Source organism: Alterinioella sp. (assembly GCF_058343375.1).
The window spans coordinates 24,356-45,835 of record NZ_JBTUJH010000074.1 but is presented as its reverse complement, the minus strand read 5'-3'; the positions used below and the strand labels follow the sequence as shown (position 1 = coordinate 45,835).

The following is a 21,480-nucleotide window of genomic DNA, read 5'->3' as shown; positions in this document are numbered from 1 at the left end:
GACATGCCGAAATCTTCCGCGATGGCCTTCATCGGGCGGCGCCCGTCGCGCACCTCGATGCGGGCCGCCTCCATCCGCATTTCGCGATAGATCGGAGCCGGGCTGTCACCAAGTTCCTTTTCATAGAGCCGCTCGAGCTGTCGGTGCGAGACGCCGAGCTGAACCGCCAGCGCCCCGATCGAGACCGGGTGAAACAGGTTTTCGCGCATGATCACAAGCCCCGCCAGCACGGTTTTCTGGGTGGTGTCATAGCGATCGGTGACCGGCTCCAACTGCGATCTTGCCGCCTCGGAGCGTTTGGCCCCCTCGCTTTGCGCGGCCGAGATCCTGGCCTCGGCCAGCGCGTGGCGGAACAAGGCTGCGGCCCCTGCCGCCCGCGCGGTGGCCAGCGTTTCACCCCATAAAAACGGCCCATATGCCACCTCGACCCGGCGCGCCCGTGCCCGGATACGGCCCGCCAGATCGGGATGGGCAACCACCCGCGCGCCCTCGGGCAGGCCCGCCGCGGCCAGTAAAACCACAGCTGCGCCAATCGCCCAAAGCGGTATATTCTTGCGTCTGGCCCGGCGCAGAACGGCCAGCGCCGCCTCGCGCATGTCATCGGGCAGGTCGCGGCCCGACAGGACGACCAGAACCGTGTCGGCCTCGATCTCATCGCTCCGCAAATCGGGGCGCACCCGCACATCGCAACTGGCGGTGACAATTCGCCCATCCAGCGTGGCGGTGGCAAAGGTGATATGCGCGGCCTCTTCCGTCAGCACCGCGCAGGCCGCACCAAGCGCTGCCAGATTGAACCCGGGCAGCAGCAGAAATGTGAAATGGGCGGGCGCGGTCATGGGGTCCACCCTATCGGTGACGGGAAATATCGCCAAGCCGGGCGCGTCATTCCCGCTGCGCGCACCGACATCTTGCAAAATGCATCCCCGCACCCCGCCCGGCGGCCCCGGTTGGCCCTGTGATCTGACAGTTGCGACTTGATCCCCGGCCCGATCCGGTTTCTGTTGGCCCGCAACCAGGGAGGTTCGACATGCAAACCGTTTTTGTGCAGATCCGCTGCAAACCGGGCACGACCTATGACGTGGCCTTCAAGATCGTTCTGAAGGAAATCCATGCCGAACTGTTTTCCACCAGCGGCGAATATGACTTGCTGGTCAAGCTGATCATCCCGGCAGAAGAGGATATCGGGCGCTACATAAATGACCGGCTTTGCGATGTGGACGGGATTGAACGGACCCTGACCACGCTGACTTTCAAGGCCTTCTGAACAAACAGAAACGGGGAGAGAAATATGAAATTGAGATCACTTGCATTGGCAGGGCTGATGGCCTCTGTGGCACCGATGGCGCTGGCCGATACCGACGGCGTCACCATCGGCATGATTACCACGCTATCGGGCGGCGGGGCCGGGCTTGGCATCGACATGCGCGATGGTTTCATGCTGGCGCTGGCGCAATCGGGGCGCGACGATATCGAGGTCATCATCGAGGATGACGAACGCGCGCCGGATCGCGCCGTGCAACTGGCCGACCGGATGATCCAGGCCGATGATGTCGACATTCTGACCGGCATCATCTGGTCGAATCTGGCCATGGCCGTGGTGCCGTCCGCCACCGCGCAGGGGCTGTTCTACCTCTCACCCAATGCCGGGCCGTCACAACTGGCCGGTGCGGGATGCAACGAGAATTATTTCAACGTCGCCTGGCAGAATGACAACCTGCATGAAGCGGCAGGGGCCTATGCCAATACGGCCGGCTATGAGAACTCCTTCATTCTGGCCCCGAATTACCCGGCCGGGCGCGATGCGCTGGCGGGCTATCAGCGGTTCTTTGAGGGCGGCGTGACCAATGAGGTCTACACGCAGCTTGGCCAAAGCGATTATGCCGCCGAGATCAGCCAGATCCGCAATTCGGGTGCCGATAGCGTGTTCTTCTTCCTGCCCGGCGGCATGGGCATCGCCTTCATGCGCCAATATGCCGAGGCGGGCGTGGATATTCCGCTGATCGGCCCGGCCTTCAGCTTTGATCAGGGCATCCTGCAGGCCGTGGGCGAAGCAGCACTTGGGGTGCGCAACACCTCGCAATGGAACCGCGATATCGACAACCCGACCAATATCGCCTTTGTCGAGACGTTTCAGGCCGAATATGACCGCCTGCCCTCGCTCTATGCCAGCCAGGGTTTCGACACCGCAAATCTGATCATATCAGCGCTGGAGGTGGCCCATCCCGACGATGCCGACGCCTTCCGCACGGCGCTGCAGGCGGCGAATTTCGATTCCGTGCGCGGTGATTTCGAATTCGGCCCGAACAACCACCCGATTCAGGATATCTATGTCCGCGAAGTGGTGATGATGGGCGATGTTCTGACCAATGAAATCATCGGCATCGCGCTGGAAGATCGCGGTGATGCCTATTCCGATCAGTGCCAGATGTAGGGCAACCGGGGCCGGGCCTTTGCAGGTCCGGCCTCAAATTCCGAAAAACGCCCCTGCCGGGCCAAATTCCGAAAAACGGCCCTGCCGGGCCGACGCGCCCCGCGTTGCCCTATGCCTGAAACCACGCCATCAGCGCGGCCCGGTCCGGCGCGACGGGGGTGGCCATACCTTGGGTGAATTCTTCGAATATCGGCAGGTTCAGCGCGTTCACCCCGACAATCACCGGAATACCTTCGCTCAGCGCGGCTCCGATCAGCGGGCGGAAGCCGCGGCCATCGGCCTCCTGCTTGCCGAATTTGTTGATCACCAGCAGATCGGCACCACCCCGCAGGCTGGCATCGACCAGCCCCGCCGCCTGCTCCAGCACCGCCGCATCCAGGCGACACCCGCGTGACCCCGGCCCCAGATCCTGGGAAATGCGCAGAACCGGCCCGGCGGGCAACACTTCGACATCCATGTCACAGGGCTTGTCTGGGCCGCAATCGGTATTGGTCTGAACAATCCCCGCCACATTTGTGCCCGCCTCCATCAACGCATGGACAAAGCCATGCAGGATCATGTCCAGATCGCCCTTGCCCGGTGACATGACATATCCGATTTTCATGGGTCAGCCCTCTTTGCGGTCCCTGCGTCGCACCGGTTCTAAGGGGCCGTCCGGCGATTGTCACGGGTCCCTCGCCTCACCTTTGCCGCTGCGAGTTGGCACCCGTGGCCCGATTGTCCGATTCAGACCGGCCCGGTCACCTGAATGACACAGAATGACACAAACAGGCGGCGAAAATTCACGGCTGACGGATCGACAATTCCATATCCCGCGCTAGGGTGTGGCTGAAACGCGCTGGCCGCAAATAATTCGGGGTGAAACGATGCGATACCACACACCATCCAGTTTTGAGGACGCCACCACCATTGCCGCGCGTGCCACCGGAACAACCCGGTTTCTGGCAGGCGGCACCGATGTTCTGGTGCAGTTGCGCTCGGACCTTGTGACGCCCGATGACCTGATCGATGTCAAACACATCCCCGGCGTGAAGGACATCACCCGGACCAAGGATGGCGGCTGGCGGATCGGCGTGGCCGTGACCGGGGCCGAGATGCGCGAGCACGAGGGCCTTGGCCGCGACTGGCCGGGCATTGTCGAAGGCATGGACCTGATCGGCTCGACCCAGGTGCAGGGCCGCGCGACGCTTGTTGGCAACCTGTGCAATGGCTCGCCCGCCGCCGATGGTGTGCCTGCGATGGTGGCCGCTGGCTGCACCGTCACCGTAACCGGGCCGGACGGATCATCGCGCGATGTGGCGGTCGAGGACATCCCCACCGGCCCCGGCAAGACCGCGCTGACCAAGGGCGAGATGATATCGGCGGTGAACATCCCGGCCCGCGGGCAAAATGGCGGCGATGCCTATCTGCGGTTCATTCCGCGCACCGAAATGGATATTGCCGTGGTCGGCTGTGCCGTGAACCTGGTGGTGGCGGGCGACACCATCACATCGGCGCGCGTGGTTCTGGGTGCCATCGCCCCCACCATCCGGCTGGTCGAGGAAGCCGCCGCGGCCATCATCGGCACCGCGCTGGATGACACGGCCCTGGCGGCGCTGGCCCAGGCCGCGCGCGCCGCCTGCGCGCCCATCGACGACAAACGCGGCACCATCGAGTTTCGCACCGATGTGGCCGGCGTGCTGGCCGGACGGGCCGCAAAAATCGCATATGCCCGCGCCAGGGGAGAGGCCGAATGAGCAAGATCCACGTAACCACCACCATCAATGGCGACGCGGTCGAATATCTCTGCGATCCGCGCGAAACCCTGCTGGATTGCCTGCGCGACCGGGTCGGGTTGACCGGGTCCAAGGAAGGCTGCGGAACCGGCGATTGCGGGGCCTGCAGCGTCACGATGGACGGGCGGCTTGTGTGTTCCTGTCTGGTTCTGGGGGCCGAGGCCGAGGGCAAGGATATCGCTACCATCGAAGGCATGGCCACGGGTGCCACGCTGCACCCGCTGCAACGCAAATTCATCGAACATGCGGCGCTGCAATGCGGCATCTGCACGCCGGGAATTCTGATCGCGGCCAAGGCCCTGTTGGAAAAGAACCCCGACCCGACCGAGACCGAAACGCGCTACTGGCTGGCGGGCAATCTGTGCCGCTGCACCGGATATGATAAAATCATTCGCGCCGTGATGGATGCGGCGCAGGAAATGCGGGAGGCCTCGTAATGGCTCTGGATAGCAACGCCCGGAAATTCAAATATATCGGCACCCGGCCGGACCGCCCCGACGGGCTGGACAAGGTCACCGGCAAGGCGCGGTTCGGGGCCGATTTCTCGATGCCCGGCATGTTGCATGGCGCGATCCTGCGCAGCCCCCATGCCCATGCCAGGATTCTCAAGATCGACGCTGCCCGGGCGCTGGCGCTGAAGGGCGTCAAGGCGGTGGTGACGCGGGCCGATTTTCCGACCGGGCTGACCGGCGAAGACTGGAACATCCAGGAAAACGTCATGGCGGGGGAAAAGGCGCTCTATGATGGCCATGCCGTGGCCGCCATCGCCGCGACCAGCCAATTGATCGCCCGCGATGCGCTGAAGCTGATCGAGGTCACCTATGAGGTGCTGCCCCATGTCACCGATGTCGACAAGGCGATGGCTGAGGGTGCCCCGGTGATCCGCGAAGGGGCCGCCGATTATTCGGTGCCCGAAGGCATGCACCCCAATGTCGTGCGCTATATGGAATCGGGGCGCGGCGACCTGGAAGCAGGCTTTGCCGCCGCCGATCTGGTGATCGAGCAAAGCTACAAGACCGAGGCCACGCATCAGGGCTATATCGAGCCACATGCCTGCGTCGCCCAACTGGGGGCCGACGGCAAGGGAGAGCTTTGGTGCTGCACCCAGGGCCATTGGTTCGTGCGCCAGATGTGCAGCGCCGTTCTGGGCCTTGAGGCGACGCAACTGCGCGTCACACCATCCGAGATTGGTGGCGGGTTTGGCGGCAAGACCACGGTTTTCATCGACCCGGTGGCGCTGGCGCTGAGCCGCAAGGCAAACCGTCCCGTCAAGATCGTGATGAGCCGGTCCGAGGTGCTGCGCGCCACCGGACCGACCGCGTCGGCCTCAATGGATATCAAGATGGGCATGACCAGGGACGGCAAGATCACCGCCGCCTCTGGCGTTTTCCGCATGCAGGGCGGGGCCTTTCCGGGTGCACCGGTTGATGTCACCACCATGCTGGCCTTTGCCAATTACGATATCGAACACGTGCATCACGTTGGATATGACGTGATGGCCAACCGCCCGAAACAGGCCGCTTACCGCGCGCCGGGGGCACCGATGGGGGCCTTTGCGGTGGAATCGACGCTGGATGAACTGTGCCGGCAATTGAATCTCGACCCGATCGACACCCGCCTGAAAAACGCGGTCAAGGAGGGCACCCGCGCCACTTTCGGACCGAAATTTCCGCCCGTGGGCCTGATCGAAACCCTGCAGGCCGCCAAGGCACATCCGCAGTATTGTGCACCGCTTGGCCCCAATCAGGGGCGCGGCGTCGCCTCGGGCTATTGGATGAATTGGGGCGGGGAAACCTCGGCCTCGGTCGCGGTGGGCGAAGATGGCACCGTGCAGGTCTCGGTCGGCACCCCCGATATTGGCGGCAGCCGGGCTTCGATGGCGCTGATGGCGGCCGAGGCCTTTGGCGTGCCCTATGAAAATGTCCGCGTGAATATCGCCGATACCGGCACGCTTGGCATCAATGAGCCCACCCATGGCAGCCGCGCCACCTTTGCCAGCGGCCTGGCCACGATCGCAGCCGCCAATGAGGCGATCGGAAAGCTCTGCAAACGGGCAGCGGATAAATGGGGCATCGATGCCGAGGCCGTGACCTGGGAGGATGGCTATGCCAAACCTTCGGGCCCCAATGCCGGCGAGTTCGAGCCGCTCAGCATCGCCGAGATTGCCGCCGAAATGGGATCGACCGGCGGGCCGATATCGGGCCATCACGAAAGCAGCCCGGACGGGTTCGGCGGCAGCTTTGGCACCCATATCGTCGATCTGGAGGTTGACCCCGAAACCGGGCGCAGCACGATCCTGCGCTATCTGGTGGTGCAGGATGCCGGCAAGGCGATCCATCCGGCCTATGTCGAGGGTCAGTTTCAGGGCGGCGCGGTGCAGGGCATCGGATGGGCGTTGAACGAGGAATATGTCTATGGCGAGGATGGCCGACTGCAAAATCCGATCTTCCTGGATTACCGCGTGCCGGTGGCCTCCGACCTGCCGATGATCGACACGATTATTGTCGAGGTGCCAAACCCCGGCCACCCTTACGGCGTGCGCGGCGTCGGCGAAACCGGCATCACGCCGCCATTGCCCGCGGTGGCCAATGCGGTGCGCGACGCGATCGGTATTCGGATGACAGAACTGCCGCTGACACCACCGCGCGTTCTGGCCGCGATCAAGGGCCGGGGCTGATGGTGGCGGTCAATCTCTGGTCGGGGCTGCGGGCGCTGGCCGACGGTCACGAGGTGGTCGAGGTCGAGGGCGACACCGTGGGCCAGTTGCTGGATGCGCTGGTGGCGGCCTATCCGGCCCTGGCCCCGGCCATCGAACGCGGTGTTTCGGTCTCGGTCGACGGCCAGATCATCGCCAGCAACCGGCATGTGAAAGTGGCCCCCGATGCCGAGGTTTTCCTGCTGCAACGGCTCTATGCGGGCTGAAATGCGGCGGGCGGCGGCGGTCAGCCATTGACGATCAAATAGCGCGCGATGCCATAGACATAGAGCGTTGCGAATATGATGTTGATATATTTCAACTGCGGCTCGGTTCTGAGCCAGCCGCAATAGATCCAGATCAGGCAAAATGGCAGGCTCAGCACCATGGCCGCAAATTGCCAGCCCTGGACGATGCTGATCGTGCTGCCAAGCCCGAGCGCAACTGCGATCCACTTCAAAACCTGCTCATAACGAGCAAACGTCATCAGCGTCATGTATTTCAGAACTTTCAGGTTATCAGCGCCGTTGACCCGGCGTTCTGATACCTCTTCGATACCGGCAGATGCCGCGCCGGTCAATATCGGCGACCCTGCCCCGGTCAGGTCGTCGGGATGATCCAATCCGGAATGATGCCCGAGCGGGCGATATAGGGCTGCACATCGCACCCCTTGAACAGCCCGTGATCGGTGATCAGAACCGTCGACAGCCCCGCCGCGGCACCGCCCAGAATATCGGTATGCAGCGTATCGCCGACCATCGCGATGCGGGCGCGGTCTATTCCGGCAAGCCGTGCAAGGGCGGCATCGAACGCATTGCCATGCGGCTTGCCGAAGAACATTGGGACGACACCGGTGGCCCGCGAAATCTCCTGCGCATAGGCACCGGGCTCCAGCGTCAGCCCGCTGTCACGCGGGGCCACCAGATCGGGGTTGGCCACGATCAGGGGGCGGGGATGGTCCTTGAGGGCGGCAATCAGGCGGGCATTTTCGGGCCGCCCCCACCGGGCGCTTGACAGAAACAGGAACCCGCCCGCCCGCGCATGATTATCCGGCGCGTCCAACAAGGACACGACCGGTGCGGGCGCGTCGGGGAACCTGTCCCCTTTGGCGGAAATCGCGGCCCATTTCTGGCCGTCCGGCAGCTGCGGCAGCCCCGTAAAGGCAATATCGCGGCTGGAGATCACCTCATCTTCGCTGAAATCGAAACCCATGCGGGCGTATTTCGCCACGCTTTGCGCCCTTGTGTCGCTTGCCGCATTGGTCAACACGATCAGCCGCTTCCCCTTCGCGCGCAATCCCGCCATGCGGGCAACCGCGCCGGCAATGGCGCTTTCGCCCCGGTTCAGAACGCCGAACGCATCCAGAATGAAGGCGTCGAACATCCCTGCCAGATCCTCGAGATTTGCGGCATGTTTCGGTGCCGACCCAAACACGGCACGGGGGGCATCGGGCCGGATCTCCTGATACCGGTCAAAGGCCCATCCGGCATCGATTTCAGCCACGCCAGGTCAGCCCCTGAGCCAGCAGAATACGTTGGGCGCGGGCCGGGTAATCAGTGATCAACCCGTCGACGCCCACATCAATCGCGGCCTGAATTTCACCCGGGCTGTTCACCGTCCAGGCATTGACGATCAACCCGCGCGCATGCGCACGGGCGACCTCATCGGCGCGGATATCGGTGTGATAGGGGCTCCAGACCGCGCCGCCCATATCAGCAATCAGGTCCGGCAGCGAACCGCCCGCATCGCCAAGTTCCGCCCCGGCCATCCAGTCAGATCCATCAATGATATTGGGATCCATCGGCGGGTCGGGCCGGATCAGATAGCTCAGATGCGAGCGCGGCAGATCGGGAGCCTGCTTTGCCAGCTCCTGCAAAATTCGCCAGTCGAAGGATTGTAAAATCACGCGGGTGGCCAGCCGGAACCGATTCAGCACCGCCAGAATGCCGGCCACATAATCGGGCAAGGGTGGCGTGAATTCAGGCCGCGAGGGTTTGCTTTTGATCTCGATGTTCAGCCAGACACCGTCATAGGGCGGGCGGCTGACCAGCTCGGCCAGCTCTGCAAGGGTCGGGATGCTTTGATCATCGAGAAAGGCCTGATCGGGATATCGGGCGGCGTAATCGGTGCCGGCGCGCAAGCCGCCCACATCATGGGCCTTGAGCTCTGCCAGCGTCAGATTGTGGATTACGGGGCCCTGCCCCTCCAGCCAGCGGCCTGACGCGTCCCGGGTTGATGCGGCCATGAGACGTGGATTATGCGTTATCACCGGCACATCATCTGCCGTGGTCAGCACATCCAGCTCGACCACATCTATCCCGATATCGAATGTATTCTGAAATCCGATCAGCGTGTTTTCCGGCAGCACTCCGCGTGCGCCACGATGGCCATGAACACGCACGATCCCCGGTGCCTTTCGCAAAGCGGTCAGTGGGTCTGACACCGGCCCCTACCCTACGATCCGCTTTCCGGTCGTGACATCAAACAGATGCGCCGCACCGACGGGGGCGGAAAAGCGCACGGTGTCACCGATTTCAATCAGGCTGATCCCTTCAAGACTGACGACCATCTGCTGATCGGCACCCGCCATTGGCCCGTGCAACAGCGTCACGCCGCCAAGATGTTCCAGCATATCGACCGTCATCGATAGCGGCCCCTCGTCATCGAGCATCAGATGTTCGGGCCGGATGCCCAGTGTGACCGCGCCGCTGGCGGGCACGACCGTATCCATCTGCGCGCCAGACGCCAGCGTCACCGTTCGCCCATCCGCCGTGGCGGGCAGGAAATTCATTGCCGGGCTGCCGATAAAACCGGCGACAAAGATCGAGGCGGGCCGTTCATAAAGCTCGATCGGTGTTCCGAACTGTTCGACATAGCCGCCGTTCAGAACCATCAGCCGGTCGCCGAGGGTCATCGCCTCGACCTGATCATGGGTGACAAAGATCGAGGTCACACCAAGACGTTTTTGCAGCTTCCTGATTTCCAGCCGCATCTGCACCCGCAGCTTGGCGTCAAGATTTGACAGCGGCTCGTCGAACAAAAACACCTGCGGATCGCGCACGATGGCGCGCCCCATGGCAACACGCTGGCGCTGACCGCCCGACAATTGGCGTGGTCTGCGGTCCAGATAGGCCCCGATCTCGAGGATATCGGCCGCTTCTTCGACCCGCCGGTCGATCTCGGATTTGGGAAGCTTCCGGATCTTCAGCCCATAGGCCATGTTCTGGCGCACCGACATATGCGGATAAAGCGCGTAATTCTGGAACACCATGGCGATGTCGCGATCCGCCGGTTCCAGATCATTGACGCGTTTCCCGCCGATCAGGACATCGCCCGATGTCACGCTTTCCAGCCCCGCAACCATGCGCAGAAGGGTGGATTTGCCACAGCCTGACGGTCCCACGATGACGACGAATTCGCCATCCGTGATCTCGGCCTCGATATGGTGCAGCACTACGTCCGAGCCGTAATTTTTGGTCAGCGCATTCAGTGTGATATTCGCCATGGAGCTTTTCGTCCTATTTGTCGGTCTCGGTCAGCCCTTTGACAAAGAGCTTTTGCATTGCAATCACCACAAAGATCGGCGGTATCATCGCCAAGAGCGCCGTCATCATGATGATGTTCCATTGCGGGGATTGTTCGGCCGCCTCAAGCATCTGCTTGATGGAGACTACAATCGTCATCATATCGGTATCTGTCGTGATCAGAAGCGGCCACAGATACTGGTTCCAGCCAAAGATGAAGAGAATCACGAACAGGGCCGCGATATTGGTGCGTGACAGCGGGATCAGGATATCCCAGAAAAACCGCATCGGCCCGGCCCCGTCGATGCGGGCGCTTTCCAGCATTTCATCGGGGATCGTCAGGAACACCTGCCGAAACATGAACGTGGCGGTCGCCGATGCGATCAAAGGCACTGTCAGACCCCAATAGCTGTTGAGCATGCCCAATTGGGCGACCACCTCGAAGGTGGGCAGAATACGCACCTCGACCGGCAGCATCAGCGTGATGAAGATCATCCAGAAAAACGCCATGCGGAAGGGGAATTTGAAATAGACGATGGCAAAAGCGGACAAGATCGAGATGGCGATTTTGCCGCCCGCGATCACCAATGCCATGACCAGCGAATTGAACAGCATCATATAGACCGGGGCAGTTTGCGTGCCGTCCAGGCCGGACCCCCACATTGTCTGCTCGAAATTGATCCAGAACTGGTCACCGGGCCACATCGGGATGGGGGTTTGCAGCATCCGCCCGGCCTCGTGGGAGGCACCGACAAAGGTGATCCAGACCGGGAAGGCCACTATGGCCACGCCAAAGAGCAGGATGATATGGGTGCAGATTGTCAGAAGGCGGCGATTTTCAACCATCAGTATTCTACCTTCTTCTCGATATAGCGGAACTGCACAACCGTCATGCCCACGACCAGGAACATCAGAATGACTGATTGCGCGGCAGAGCCACCCAGATCGAGCCCGATGAACCCGTCACTATACACCTTGTAGACCAGCGTTGTGGTAGACCCCGCCGGCCCGCCGCTGGTTACCGCGTGGATGATACCGAACGTGTCGAAGAAGGCATAGACGGCATTGACCACAAGCAGAAAGAACGTGGTCGGCGATATCAGCGGAAAGACGATCGTGACAAACCGCCGGATCGGGCCCGCACCGTCAATGGCGGCAGCTTCGATGATCGGGCGTGGAATGGATTGCATCGCGGCCAGGTAAAACAGGAAGTTATAGGCGATCTGTTTCCACGCCGCGGCCATTATGACCAGAAACATCGCCTCGCCGCCGTTCAGATAATGGTTCCAGTTATAGCCCACGAAATCCAGCAGATAGGGAAAGATGCCAATGGTGGGGTTGAACATGAAAACCCAAAGCGCACCGGCCAGCACGGGTGCCACGGCATAGGGCCATATCAGCAGCGTGCGATAGGCCGTCGCCCCGCGAAGAACGCGGTCGGCATACCCCGCCAGCACCAGAGCCATGGACATCGACAGGAACGCCACCACAACCGAGAAATAGATCGTGCGGCCAAACGCATTCCGGTATTGTTCGTCGCCCAGCAGATAGATGTAGTTTTCCAGCCAGACAAATTCGGTCGACAGGCCAAAGGCATCCTGGATCAGAAAGGATTGATAGACCGCCTGAGTGGCGGGCCAGATGAAAAAGACCAGCGTGATGATGATCTGCGGTGCCAACAGAAAGTAAGGCAGCACCGAAGTCGGGAAATGGACGCGCTTGAGCATCTGACCTCAGGGGGTGGCGGGCAAGGGGAAAGATAGGGATGACCCGGCCGCCGGAACTGGCGGCCGGGTCAATGTCATGCCTTATGACAGGACGATCAGTTCACGGACCGCTCGAACCGGCGCAACAGTTCATTGCCACGCTCGACCGCGTTGTCCAGAGCTTCCTGCGCCCCGATATCGCCTGCCCACAGCGCTTCAAGCTCTTCGTTGATCACGTCACGGATCTGCACGAAGTTGCCGAACCGCAGCCCGCGCGAATTGGGCGTCGGCGTGTTCAGGCTCAATTGCAGGATCGCCGTATCGGTGCCGGGGTTGGCTTCATAGAACCCTTGCTCCTGGCCAAGCTCGTAGGCGGCCGTAGTGATCGGCACATAGCCGGTTTCCTGGCTCCACCAGGCCTGCACCACAGGCGAGGACAGATAGGTCATGAATTGAGCCAGACCGCGATATTCCTCATCCTCGAAGCCCCGAAGCGCCCACAATGTCGCGCCCCCGATGATCGAGTTCTGCGGCGCATCGGCAATCGAAGTATCGAGCGGCAGCATCGCCTGGCCGAACTCGAACTCGGCCTGATCGACCATCGAGCCGTAATAGGCGGAGCTGTTCAGCCACATGCCGCATTCGCCATTGGTAAAGAGCGGCAGCGAATCGCCCCGACGCCCGCCATAGACAAAGCGCCCATTGTCGGACATCGCCGCGATCGCATCCAGACGCGCGGCAAGTTCCGGGGTGTTGAAGGTCAGTTCCGTGTCAAAACCCGTGAAACCGTTTTCACGCGTGCCAATCGGCAAGTTGTGCCAGGCCGAGAAATTCTCGACCATCACCCAGGATTGCCAGCCGAAGGACATGCCGCAGGACATGCCGCTATCGATCAGCGCCTGTGCAACGGTCTCGACTTCGTCCCAGGTTGTCGGCACCTCTGCGCCAGCTGCGGCCAGCGCGTCGGCGTTATACCACAGCACCGGAGAGGAGCTGTTGAAGGGCATCGACAGAAGCTCGCCCTCGGGCGTTTGGTAATAGGACACCACGGCGGGCAGGAAATCGTCGCCGTTGAAGGGCTCACCGGCATCGGCCATCAGTTGTTCGATCGGATAGATCGCACCTTCGGCGGCCATCATCGTTGCGGTGCCAACCTCGAAAACCTGCACCAGATGCGGCTGTTCACCGGCCCGGAAGGCGGCAATCGCTGCGGTCATGGTTTCGGTATAGTTGCCTTTATAGGTCGGGACGATTTCAAACTCGTCCTGCATCGCGTTGAACTCGGCGGCCATGCGGTCGATTCGCTCGCCATTGGCCCCGCCCATTGCGTGCCACCAGTTGATTTCGGTTTGAGCAGCCGCAGCGCCGGCCATCATGCCCATAAGCGCCGTGGACGCCAAAAGCGTCTTGGTGAAGGTCATTTCATGTCTCCCTGGCAGAAATGTTTTTCTGGTGGGCGCAGCTTTCGACCTTCCGGAGAATAATTCAAGTGATATTTTTGCGATACCAACATAACATTGTGTTATAAATGCCATCGGTGATGCGCGATCCCGTGCATCCAAGGCGAAAGGCCCCTTTGCGATGAAATTCCAGCTCAGACAGCTTGAGGCGTTTCAGGCAGTTGCCGAGGCCGGAAATGTCACCAAGGCCGCGAAACATCTGGGCGTATCGCAGCCCGCCGTCAGCAGGCTCTTGTCGGATTTTGCAAAATCCGTGGGATTCGAGATCTTTGACCGGCGTCACGGGGTGTTGATTCCAACATCCGAGGCGCGCTATCTGCTGGTCGAGGTCAAGCGTATTCTGGACGGGCTTGACCATCTTGAGGATCTGCGCCGCGACCTGACCGAACGCACGGCGGGCCATATCCGCATTGCCTGCCTGCCCGGATTTGCCGCCAGCCACCTGCCCGGCGTTCTGATCCGGTTCCTGGCCGAACGCCCCGGTGTGACGGTCACCCTGGAACCCGATCGCCCCGAACGCATTCTGGAATGGATCATCGGCGAGCAATATGATTGTGGAATCACCGATGGTTTCTCCGGTCACCCCGCAACCGACAGTCTGGATGTTCTGCTCAAATCGGTGTGCATCCTGCCGATGGGCCACCCGCTGGCGGAGCGCGCAGTGATCACACCCGCCGATCTGGCCAATGAAAAAATGATCCACACGCGCCGCGACAGCCGGTTTTTTCATCGCCTGAGCCGCGCCTTTTCGGCCCATGGGACCGAGATCAATTCCTGGGTCGAAGTGCGCCAGTTCACCGCCGCCTGCATGATGGTGCAGGAAGGCATGGGGGCCTCGATCGTGTCGGCGCTGGATGCGGCGCAATATGCGGGCAGTATCGTGATCCGGCCCTTTGAGCCGGCGATTCACCACCGCTTGACCATCTTGCGCCCCGCCACCGGAACCCGCACGCCGATCGTGCTGGATTTCATCGACGCCTTTACCGAAAGCCTGACCCCGTTTCTGGCCGAGGACAGCGCCTGATCAACCCTGCCGCGCCAGAAAATCCGCAACCTCGCGCACCAGCGGGATCGCCTCGGCAGCACCCGGCCGGGTGACTTGCAGCGCGGCGGCAGCGGCGGCCCTGCGCAGCGCCACCTCTATGGCCAGGCCGCCATCCAAACCGGCCAGCGCATAGCCGAGAAACGTGTCGCCGGCACCGGTCGTGTCGACCGGATCGACCTTGAACGCGTCGGTTTTCACTGTCCGGTCCGGCGCGATATAGGCTGCCCCGCGCGCGCCATAGGTGACCAGCAGATGACAATTTGCCAGGGCCGCCTCGGGCAGTTCGGCACGCAATTGCGCCGCCTCGCCTTCATTGACGGAGAGCAGATCGACAAAGGGCAGAATATCCGCCACGGCGGTGGCATCGAACGGGGCGGCGCAATAGGCCACCTGCAGGCCCTTCTCAAACGCCGCCCGCGCCGCCACGATGGCGCCATTGGTTTCATTTTGCAGCAGCAGCCAATCGCCCGGACCAGCCGATTGCAACGCCGCCGCGATCTGATCTTCGTCAATGGCCCGGTTCGCGCCGGGAAACAGGACGATGGTGTTTTCGGCCGCCTCATCGACAGTGATCATCGCGTGGCCCGTGGGCGCATCGACCACGCGCACCGCGCCGGTATCGACGCCTGCCGCTTGCAGCGCATTCACCGTCCAGCCGCCCTGCGGCCCGACCGCCCCGATATGGGCCACCTTGCCCCCTGCCCGCGCAATGGCGATGGATTGGTTGGCCCCCTTGCCGCCAAGCCCGGTGACCAGCGCGGTTGCGGCAACCGTTTCACCGGGGCGCGGCAGCGCCGACACATGATAGCTGTGGTCGATATTGATCGAGCCAAGATTGTAGATGGTCATGATGCCTCCGGTTTCGACCCGCAGGTTAAAGCGCAATCGGAAAACTGGAAACCGGTATTCGGGATCGGTCACGCGACAAAACTACCGGCCACAGCCGCGATGCGGGCCTGACAAGGATCGAAATATGGCAGAGAGTGGCGGCCAGATGATCTCGATTCCCTGACCTGAGGAGACCCACCCATGTCCGACGCGTTCATTGCCCATCTGGCCCGGGAAATTGACGATGTCCGGCAGGCCGGGCTGTTCAAACCCGAGCGCATCATCGCAACGCCACAGGCCGGAACCGTGGCGCTGGCAGATGGGCACAAGGTCATCAACCTTTGTGCCAATAACTACCTGGGGCTTTCCAACAATTCCGATCTGATCGCGGCGGGGCAGAAGGCGCTGGAGCGTTACGGCTATGGCATGTCCTCGGTGCGGTTCATCTGCGGCACGCAGGTGGTGCACAAGGAGCTGGAGGCGCGGATCTCAAGCTTTCTGGGGATGCAGGATACGATCCTCTATTCCTCGTGTTTCGACGCCAATACCGGCCTGTTCGAGACCCTTCTGGGGCCGGAAGATGCGATCATATCGGATGCGCTGAACCATGCCTCGATCATTGACGGCGTGCGGCTGTGCAAGGCGCAGCGGTTCCGCTACGCCAATTCCGACATGGCCGATCTGGAGGCGCAATTGCAGGCCGCCCAAGGCGCGCGGTTCCGGATGATTGCCACCGATGGCGTGTTCTCGATGGATGGCTATATCGCCCGGCTTGAGGCGATCTGCGATCTGGCCGACAAATACGATGCGATGGTGATGGTCGATGACAGCCACGCGGTCGGTTTCATCGGCAAGACCGGGCGTGGCACGCCGGAACATTGCGGCGTGATGGACCGGGTCGATATCATTACCGGCACGCTTGGCAAGGCGCTTGGCGGGGCCTCGGGCGGCTATACCAGCGCCAGGCGCGAGGTGGTGGAATGGCTGCGGCAACGCTCACGCCCCTATCTTTTCTCCAACACGCTGGCCCCGGTCATTGCGGCAACCTCGATCAAGGTGCTGGACATGCTGGAGGCCAGCACCGAGGCCCGCGACAAGGTAATGGAAAACGCCGCCCATTTCCGCGAGCGGATGGCGGCGGCGGGGTTTGATCTGTTGCCGGGCGAACACCCGATCATTCCGGTCATGCTGCGCGATCCGAAACTGGCACAAGAGATGGCCGCGCGGCTGGATGAAAAAGGCGTCTATGTCGCGCCTTTCAGTTTTCCGGTGGTTCCCAGGGGCCAGGACCGCATCCGCACCCAGATGTCCGCCGCCCATAGCCGCGCCGAACTGGACGCGGCAATTGACGCATTTATCGCAGTGGGCCGGGATATGGGGTTGATCACATGAGCAATGAGATGAAGGCGCTGGTCAAGGCCAGGGCAGAGCCGGGCCTGTGGATGGAGCGCGTGCCGGTGCCGGAACCGGGGCCGGGTGATGTGCTGATCAAGGTCCGGAAATCGGCCATTTGCGGCACCGATGTTCACATCTGGAAATGGGATGAATGGAGCGCCAGGACGGTGCCGGTGCCGATGGTCACGGGCCATGAATTTTGCGGCGAGATCGTTGATTGCGGTGCGGCGGCGGTGAAATACAAGATCGGTCAGCGGGTGTCAGGTGAGGGCCATATCACCTGCGGAATCTGTCGCAACTGCCGCGCCGGGCGCGGGCATCTGTGCCGGAATACAAAGGGCGTGGGTGTGAACCGGGCCGGGTCTTTCGCGGAATATCTATGCATCCCCGAGGCAAATGTCGTGCCCATCCCCGACGATATTTCAGACGAGATCGCGGCCATTTTCGATCCGCTCGGCAATGCCGTCCACACCGCCCTCAGCTTTGATCTGGTGGGCGAGGATGTGCTGGTGACGGGGGCCGGGCCGATCGGCATCATGGGCGCGCTGATGGCGCAAAAGGTGGGCGCGCGCAAGGTGGTGATCACCGATATCGCGCCCTACCGGCTGGATCTGGCGCGCCGAATGGGCGTGCAGCATGTGGTCGATGTGTCATCCCAGAATCTGCGCGATGTGATGGCCGATATCGGCATGAGTGAGGGCTTTGATGTCGGGTTGGAGATGTCGGGGGCACCCGATGCGCTGCGCCAGATGATCGCGCGGATGAACAATGGCGGCAAGATCGCGCTGCTTGGCATCGCGCCCACCCAATTTGCCGTGGACTGGAACAGCGTCATCTTCAAGATGCTGCATGTGAAAGGCATCTATGGGCGCGAGATGTTCGAGACCTGGTACAAGATGATCGCGCTGGTCCAGTCCGGCCTGGACCTGACCGACCTGATCACCCACCGGATCGGGATCGACGATTTCGAGGCCGGGTTTGCGGCGATGATTTCGGGCGAGGCCGGCAAGGTGGTGATGGATTGGGGTTGAACCACCCATCGCCGTCACGCAGGGCCGCGTTCGACCGTCCCCCGGAGAGAAACGCGTATCGTGCCAACTGATCTGCACAACCTCATGATCGGGGTGGCAGGATGGCAGGCATCCCCAAGATCACCCCGGCCCGGGGCGCAATGCGGGGCCTTTCGGGCCTGATATCGGGCCTGATATGGGGCAACAGCCCGATGCCATCTGGCACATTTCCTTGCCCGGTTTGATCCGCCGGTTTCGCACCATTGCAAGACCGCCCTCCGGATCACCCGGCCGCCTTCACCGTGCTCTGCCAATCCGGATGCATCCAGGGGCGCTTGTTCGAAGGGGCCAGCATGCCCTGTCCCAGAATATGATCTGCCGCCTTTTCGCCGGTCATGATCGAGGGCGCGTTCAGATTGCCATTGGTGATACGCGGAAAGATCGAGCTGTCGGCGACGCGCAAACCATCCACGCCGATGACGCGGGTTTCCGGGTCCACCACCGCCATCGGATCATCGACCGCGCCCATCTTGCAGGTGCCGCAGGGGTGATAGGCGCTTTCGGCGTGCTCGCGGATGAAATCGTCGATCTGGTCATCGCTTTGGACCGCCGCGCCCGGTTGAATCTCACGCCCGCGATAGGGATCGAATGCGGCCTGTCCGAAAATCTCGCGGGTCAGCCGCACGCAGCGGCGAAACTCGGTCCAGTCATCGGCGTGGCTCATGTAATTGAAGGCGATGCGCGGCGCGACAGCGGGATCGCTGGAGGCCAGCGTGACCGCGCCCCGCGATTTTGATCGCATCGGCCCGACATGGGCCTGAAACCCGTGGCCATCGGGCGGCACCTGCCCGTCATAGCGCACGGCCAGCGGCAGGAAATGATACTGGATATCGGGATAGGGAATGCCGGGGGCCGAGCGCAGGAAGGCCGCCGATTCGAACTGGTTCGACGCGCCAAGCCCGCGCTTGGTAAACAGCCACTGCGCCCCGATCAGCGCCTTGCCCCAGAGGTTGTAATACCGATAAAGCGTGATCGGCTGCAAACAAGCCTGCTGAAAATAGATCTCCAGATGGTCCTGAAGGTTCTGCCCGACACCGGGCCGGTCGGCGATGATTTCAATGCCATGTTCCGCCAGATGCGCGGCGGGCCCGATCCCTGACAGCATCAGCAGTTTCGGCGAATTGATCGAGGAGGCCGAGACAATGACCTCGCGGTTTGCCCGCACGACCCCGATCTGGCCGCCCCGGTCGATCTCGACCCCGGTGGCGCGGCCCTCCTCGATCACCACACGCCGCGCCAGGCAGCGGATCATCGTGCAATTGGGCCGCTTCAGGGCCGGGCGCAGATAGGCATTGGCAGCCGACCAGCGGCGGCCTTTCCAGACGGTGGCCTCCATCGGGCCGAAACCTTCCTGCTTTTCGCCGTTATAATCGTCGGTGGTCTCGAACCCGGCCTGCCGCCCGGCCTCGACAAAGGCGTGAAAGAGCGGGTTCTTGCGCGGCCCCCGCGTCACATGCAGCGGGCCATTACGGCCCCGCCAGGCGGGATCGCCGCCATGGCCGCCGGAATGCCAGTTTTCCATGCGCTGGTAATAGGGCAGCACATCACCATAGCCCCACCCGTCAGCACCGCTTTCCTGCCAATGATCGAAATCACCGGCATGGCCGCGCACATAGACCATGCCATTGATCGAGGATGACCCGCCGATAACCTTGCCGCGCGGACAGGCAAGACGACGCCCCCCCAGATTGGGTTCGGGATCAGACGAAAACCCCCAATCATATTGCCGCATATTCATCGGATAGCTGAGCGCCGAGGGCATCTGGATGAACGGCCCCAGATCGGTGCCGCCATATTCCAGCACGATGACCGAATATTTGCCGTTTTCCGACAGCCGGTAGGCCAGGGTGGCACCAGCCGAGCCTGAGCCGATGATCACATAATCCGCCTGCATGGCCGCCCTGCCCCTTTTTTCAAATTTCCATGGCTTTCCCTTGTCTTATCGCGCCGACAGGCCGCGCCCATCGCGCCCAATACGGACGCCTTATCGCCCGCAAACGGCAGAACTTGCAGAGTTTCTGGCCCTGTTCCGGGCCTAACCTGATACGGCACCCGATACGTCGCTGACGGCACCGGCACTGCCCGGCGCGTATTTTGCCGGCTCGCCTGCCAGATAAACCTGTGCGATGGCCCGGTCATCGCCCATCATTTGCAGAATGAACAGCTCGTCTGACAGGGTCCGGGCCCGTTCCATCCGCAACGCCATGGCCGCGGTCGCGCTGGCATCGAGAACCACGATATCGGCATCGCTTCCGGCGGCAAGGGTGCCGATCCTGTCGGCCAGGCCCAGGGCCATTGCATTGCCCCGCGTGATCCAGTGAAAGGCGCGCAGAGGATGCAGGCGCTGGCCCTGAAGCTGCAGGATCTTGTAGCCCTCATTCAGGGTTTGCAGCATGGAATAGCTGGTTCCCGCCCCCACATCGGTGGCAATCGCATTGCTGATTCCGCGCGCGCGCAACCCGGCATCATCAAACAGACCGCTGCCCAGAAACAGGTTCGAGGTCGGGCAGAAAACCGGATGCGCCCCGGTTTCCGCCAGCGCCGCAATTTCACGCGGCTGCAAGTGGATGGCATGGCCAAGCAATGTCTTGCCGCCCAATAGCCCATGCGATTGATACACATCCAGATAATCGCGCGCGGCTGGGAAAAGACTGGCCGTATAGGCAATCTCGTCATGATTTTCAGACAGATGGGTCTGCACGTAGCATTCGGGATGCTCGGCTGCCAATGCGCCTGCCATTTCAAGCTGTTCAGGCGATGACGTGATGGCAAATCGCGGCGTGATCGCATAATGCGCGCGCCCCGCCCCATGCCATTTCGCTATCAGCGCCTTGCTGTCATCATAGCTGCTCTGGGCGGTGTCGCGCAGGCCGTCGGGGGCGTTGCGATCCATCATCACCTTGCCGCCGATCATGCACATGTTGCGCCGCGCGGCCTCCTCGAAAAAAGCCTCGGCCGAGGCCCTGTGCACCGAACAATAGGCCACCGCCGTGGTGGTGCCATGGGCGATGATCTGGTCATGGAACCGGGTCGCCATCGCAGCGCTATGGGCGGGGTCGGCGAACCGGGTTTCTTCGGGAAACGTATAGCTGTTCAGCCAATCCAGCAGTTGCGCCCCCCAGGATGCGATCACCTGCACCTGCGGGAAATGGATATGCGGGTCGATGAACCCCGCCATCAGAAGATGCGGCCTGTGGTCGATGATCTCGGCCCCAATGGCCTGCGCGCTGACATCGGCATGGCTGCCCGATGCCAGGATCCTGCCATCCCTGACCAGGATCGCACCATCGGTGTCGTAGCGATAGGCTTGGGTATCATCCGGGCCCTGCGGCTCGGCTGAAAAGCTGAGCGTGCGGCCGCGAAGAAGGGTCAGGTTCGATGTCATTTGCACGCATCCCATTGGTGAAAAGCACAGGGCACCCAACAAAGCGAGCGCCCTGTGAAGAGATCGGGCGCAAACGAAGGAATATGCGCCCGACGGAGTTTGCGGCTATCCAGAGCCATGGCCCGATCTTGCCCCGACGGCCAGGCACGTCTCGGGCCGGCAAAAA

General features: G+C 62.0%; 21 protein-coding genes. 9 read left to right on the top strand and 12 right to left on the bottom strand.

The window, feature by feature from the left end; genetic code table 11:
- A partial coding sequence (locus ACW8PS_RS10920) for a DJ-1/PfpI family protein (RefSeq protein WP_491527432.1) occupies positions 1–836 on the bottom strand: 836 nt, incomplete at its 3' end.
- A 191-nt stretch (positions 837–1,027) separates the two neighbouring features.
- Here ACW8PS_RS10920 and ACW8PS_RS10915 point away from each other — a divergent pair.
- Positions 1,028–1,264 carry an Lrp/AsnC ligand binding domain-containing protein gene (locus ACW8PS_RS10915; protein ID WP_491527431.1) on the top strand — a complete coding sequence of 79 codons (237 nt, stop codon included), beginning with the start codon at positions 1,028–1,030 and terminating at the stop codon, positions 1,262–1,264.
- A 24-nt stretch (positions 1,265–1,288) separates the two neighbouring features.
- Positions 1,289–2,431 carry an ABC transporter substrate-binding protein gene (locus ACW8PS_RS10910; RefSeq protein ID WP_491527430.1) on the top strand — a complete coding sequence of 381 codons (1,143 nt, stop codon included), beginning with the start codon at positions 1,289–1,291 and terminating at the stop codon, positions 2,429–2,431.
- Between the two features lie 109 nt (positions 2,432–2,540).
- On the opposite strand, the gene ACW8PS_RS10905 is transcribed toward ACW8PS_RS10910, so the two are convergent.
- Entirely contained in the window at positions 2,541–3,035 is a 495-nt protein-coding gene (locus ACW8PS_RS10905; protein ID WP_491527429.1) for a DUF2478 domain-containing protein, read from the bottom strand.
- A 262-nt stretch (positions 3,036–3,297) separates the two neighbouring features.
- Between ACW8PS_RS10905 and ACW8PS_RS10900 the strand changes: the two genes are divergently transcribed.
- From ACW8PS_RS10900 to ACW8PS_RS10885, 4 genes are read left to right on the top strand one after another with little or no spacing between them, the layout of a single operon-like run.
- Positions 3,298–4,167: an FAD binding domain-containing protein gene (locus ACW8PS_RS10900; RefSeq protein WP_491527428.1), complete on the top strand. Its 870-nt coding sequence runs from the start codon at positions 3,298–3,300 to the stop codon at positions 4,165–4,167.
- Positions 4,164–4,643: a (2Fe-2S)-binding protein gene (locus ACW8PS_RS10895; RefSeq protein WP_491527427.1), complete on the top strand. Its 480-nt coding sequence runs from the start codon at positions 4,164–4,166 to the stop codon at positions 4,641–4,643. The genes ACW8PS_RS10900 and ACW8PS_RS10895 overlap by 4 nt, the downstream gene beginning before the upstream one ends.
- Positions 4,643–6,883, top strand: coding sequence for a xanthine dehydrogenase family protein molybdopterin-binding subunit (locus ACW8PS_RS10890; RefSeq protein WP_491527426.1), 2,241 nt, complete (start codon positions 4,643–4,645; stop codon positions 6,881–6,883). The genes ACW8PS_RS10895 and ACW8PS_RS10890 overlap by 1 nt, the downstream gene beginning before the upstream one ends.
- Positions 6,883–7,128, top strand: coding sequence for a MoaD/ThiS family protein (locus tag ACW8PS_RS10885; RefSeq protein ID WP_491527425.1), 246 nt, complete (start codon positions 6,883–6,885; stop codon positions 7,126–7,128). The genes ACW8PS_RS10890 and ACW8PS_RS10885 overlap by 1 nt, the downstream gene beginning before the upstream one ends.
- Before the next feature lie 20 nt (positions 7,129–7,148).
- Here the strand turns inward: ACW8PS_RS10885 and ACW8PS_RS10880 are convergent, their stop codons facing one another.
- The 7 genes from ACW8PS_RS10880 to ugpB form a co-directional block, all read right to left on the bottom strand.
- On the bottom strand, positions 7,149–7,523 hold the full coding sequence (locus tag ACW8PS_RS10880; protein ID WP_491527424.1) for a hypothetical protein: 375 nt from the start codon (positions 7,521–7,523) through the stop codon (positions 7,149–7,151).
- Complete coding sequence (locus ACW8PS_RS10875; protein ID WP_491527423.1) at positions 7,502–8,404, bottom strand: HAD-IIA family hydrolase; 903 nt, start codon at positions 8,402–8,404, stop codon at positions 7,502–7,504. Before ACW8PS_RS10875 ends, ACW8PS_RS10880 begins: the two co-directional genes overlap by 22 nt.
- Positions 8,397–9,344 carry a glycerophosphodiester phosphodiesterase gene (locus tag ACW8PS_RS10870; RefSeq protein ID WP_491527422.1) on the bottom strand — a complete coding sequence of 316 codons (948 nt, stop codon included), beginning with the start codon at positions 9,342–9,344 and terminating at the stop codon, positions 8,397–8,399. The genes ACW8PS_RS10875 and ACW8PS_RS10870 overlap by 8 nt, the downstream gene beginning before the upstream one ends.
- Positions 9,345–9,350: 6 nt before the next feature.
- Entirely contained in the window at positions 9,351–10,406 is a 1,056-nt protein-coding gene (locus ACW8PS_RS10865; RefSeq protein ID WP_491527421.1) for a sn-glycerol-3-phosphate import ATP-binding protein UgpC, read from the bottom strand.
- A gap of 13 nt (positions 10,407–10,419) precedes the next feature.
- Positions 10,420–11,271, bottom strand: coding sequence for a sn-glycerol-3-phosphate ABC transporter permease UgpE (gene ugpE, locus ACW8PS_RS10860; RefSeq protein ID WP_491527420.1), 852 nt, complete (start codon positions 11,269–11,271; stop codon positions 10,420–10,422).
- A complete protein-coding gene (ugpA, locus tag ACW8PS_RS10855; protein WP_491527419.1) occupies positions 11,271–12,152 on the bottom strand; it encodes a sn-glycerol-3-phosphate ABC transporter permease UgpA in 882 nt (293 codons plus the stop codon). The genes ugpE and ugpA overlap by 1 nt, the downstream gene beginning before the upstream one ends.
- A 95-nt stretch (positions 12,153–12,247) precedes the next feature.
- On the bottom strand, positions 12,248–13,552 hold the full coding sequence (gene ugpB / locus ACW8PS_RS10850) for a sn-glycerol-3-phosphate ABC transporter substrate-binding protein UgpB (RefSeq protein ID WP_491527418.1): 1,305 nt from the start codon (positions 13,550–13,552) through the stop codon (positions 12,248–12,250).
- Between the two features lie 160 nt (positions 13,553–13,712).
- Here ugpB and ACW8PS_RS10845 point away from each other — a divergent pair, with 160 nt between their 5' ends.
- Positions 13,713–14,615, top strand: a complete 903-nt coding sequence (locus tag ACW8PS_RS10845) for a LysR substrate-binding domain-containing protein (protein WP_491527417.1) — start codon at positions 13,713–13,715, stop codon at positions 14,613–14,615.
- Here ACW8PS_RS10845 and ACW8PS_RS10840 read toward each other — a convergent pair whose 3' ends face one another.
- Positions 14,616–15,485: a ribokinase gene (locus ACW8PS_RS10840; protein ID WP_491527416.1), complete on the bottom strand. Its 870-nt coding sequence runs from the start codon at positions 15,483–15,485 to the stop codon at positions 14,616–14,618.
- Between the two features lie 180 nt (positions 15,486–15,665).
- Here ACW8PS_RS10840 and ACW8PS_RS10835 point away from each other — a divergent pair, with 180 nt between their 5' ends.
- The gene (locus ACW8PS_RS10835; RefSeq protein WP_491527415.1) at positions 15,666–16,856 is read left to right on the top strand and encodes a glycine C-acetyltransferase; all 1,191 of its coding nucleotides are present in this window, start codon (positions 15,666–15,668) and stop codon (positions 16,854–16,856) included.
- A complete protein-coding gene (gene tdh / locus ACW8PS_RS10830; protein WP_491527414.1) occupies positions 16,853–17,890 on the top strand; it encodes an L-threonine 3-dehydrogenase in 1,038 nt (345 codons plus the stop codon). Before ACW8PS_RS10835 ends, tdh begins: the two co-directional genes overlap by 4 nt.
- 262 nt (positions 17,891–18,152) lie before the next feature.
- Here tdh and betA read toward each other — a convergent pair whose 3' ends face one another.
- Both betA and guaD read right to left on the bottom strand, forming a co-directional pair.
- Positions 18,153–19,823: a choline dehydrogenase gene (gene betA, locus ACW8PS_RS10825; RefSeq protein WP_491527413.1), complete on the bottom strand. Its 1,671-nt coding sequence runs from the start codon at positions 19,821–19,823 to the stop codon at positions 18,153–18,155.
- A 141-nt stretch (positions 19,824–19,964) separates the two neighbouring features.
- Positions 19,965–21,314 carry a guanine deaminase gene (gene guaD, locus ACW8PS_RS10820; protein ID WP_491527411.1) on the bottom strand — a complete coding sequence of 450 codons (1,350 nt, stop codon included), beginning with the start codon at positions 21,312–21,314 and terminating at the stop codon, positions 19,965–19,967.
- Between the last annotated feature and the right edge of the window lie 166 nt (positions 21,315–21,480).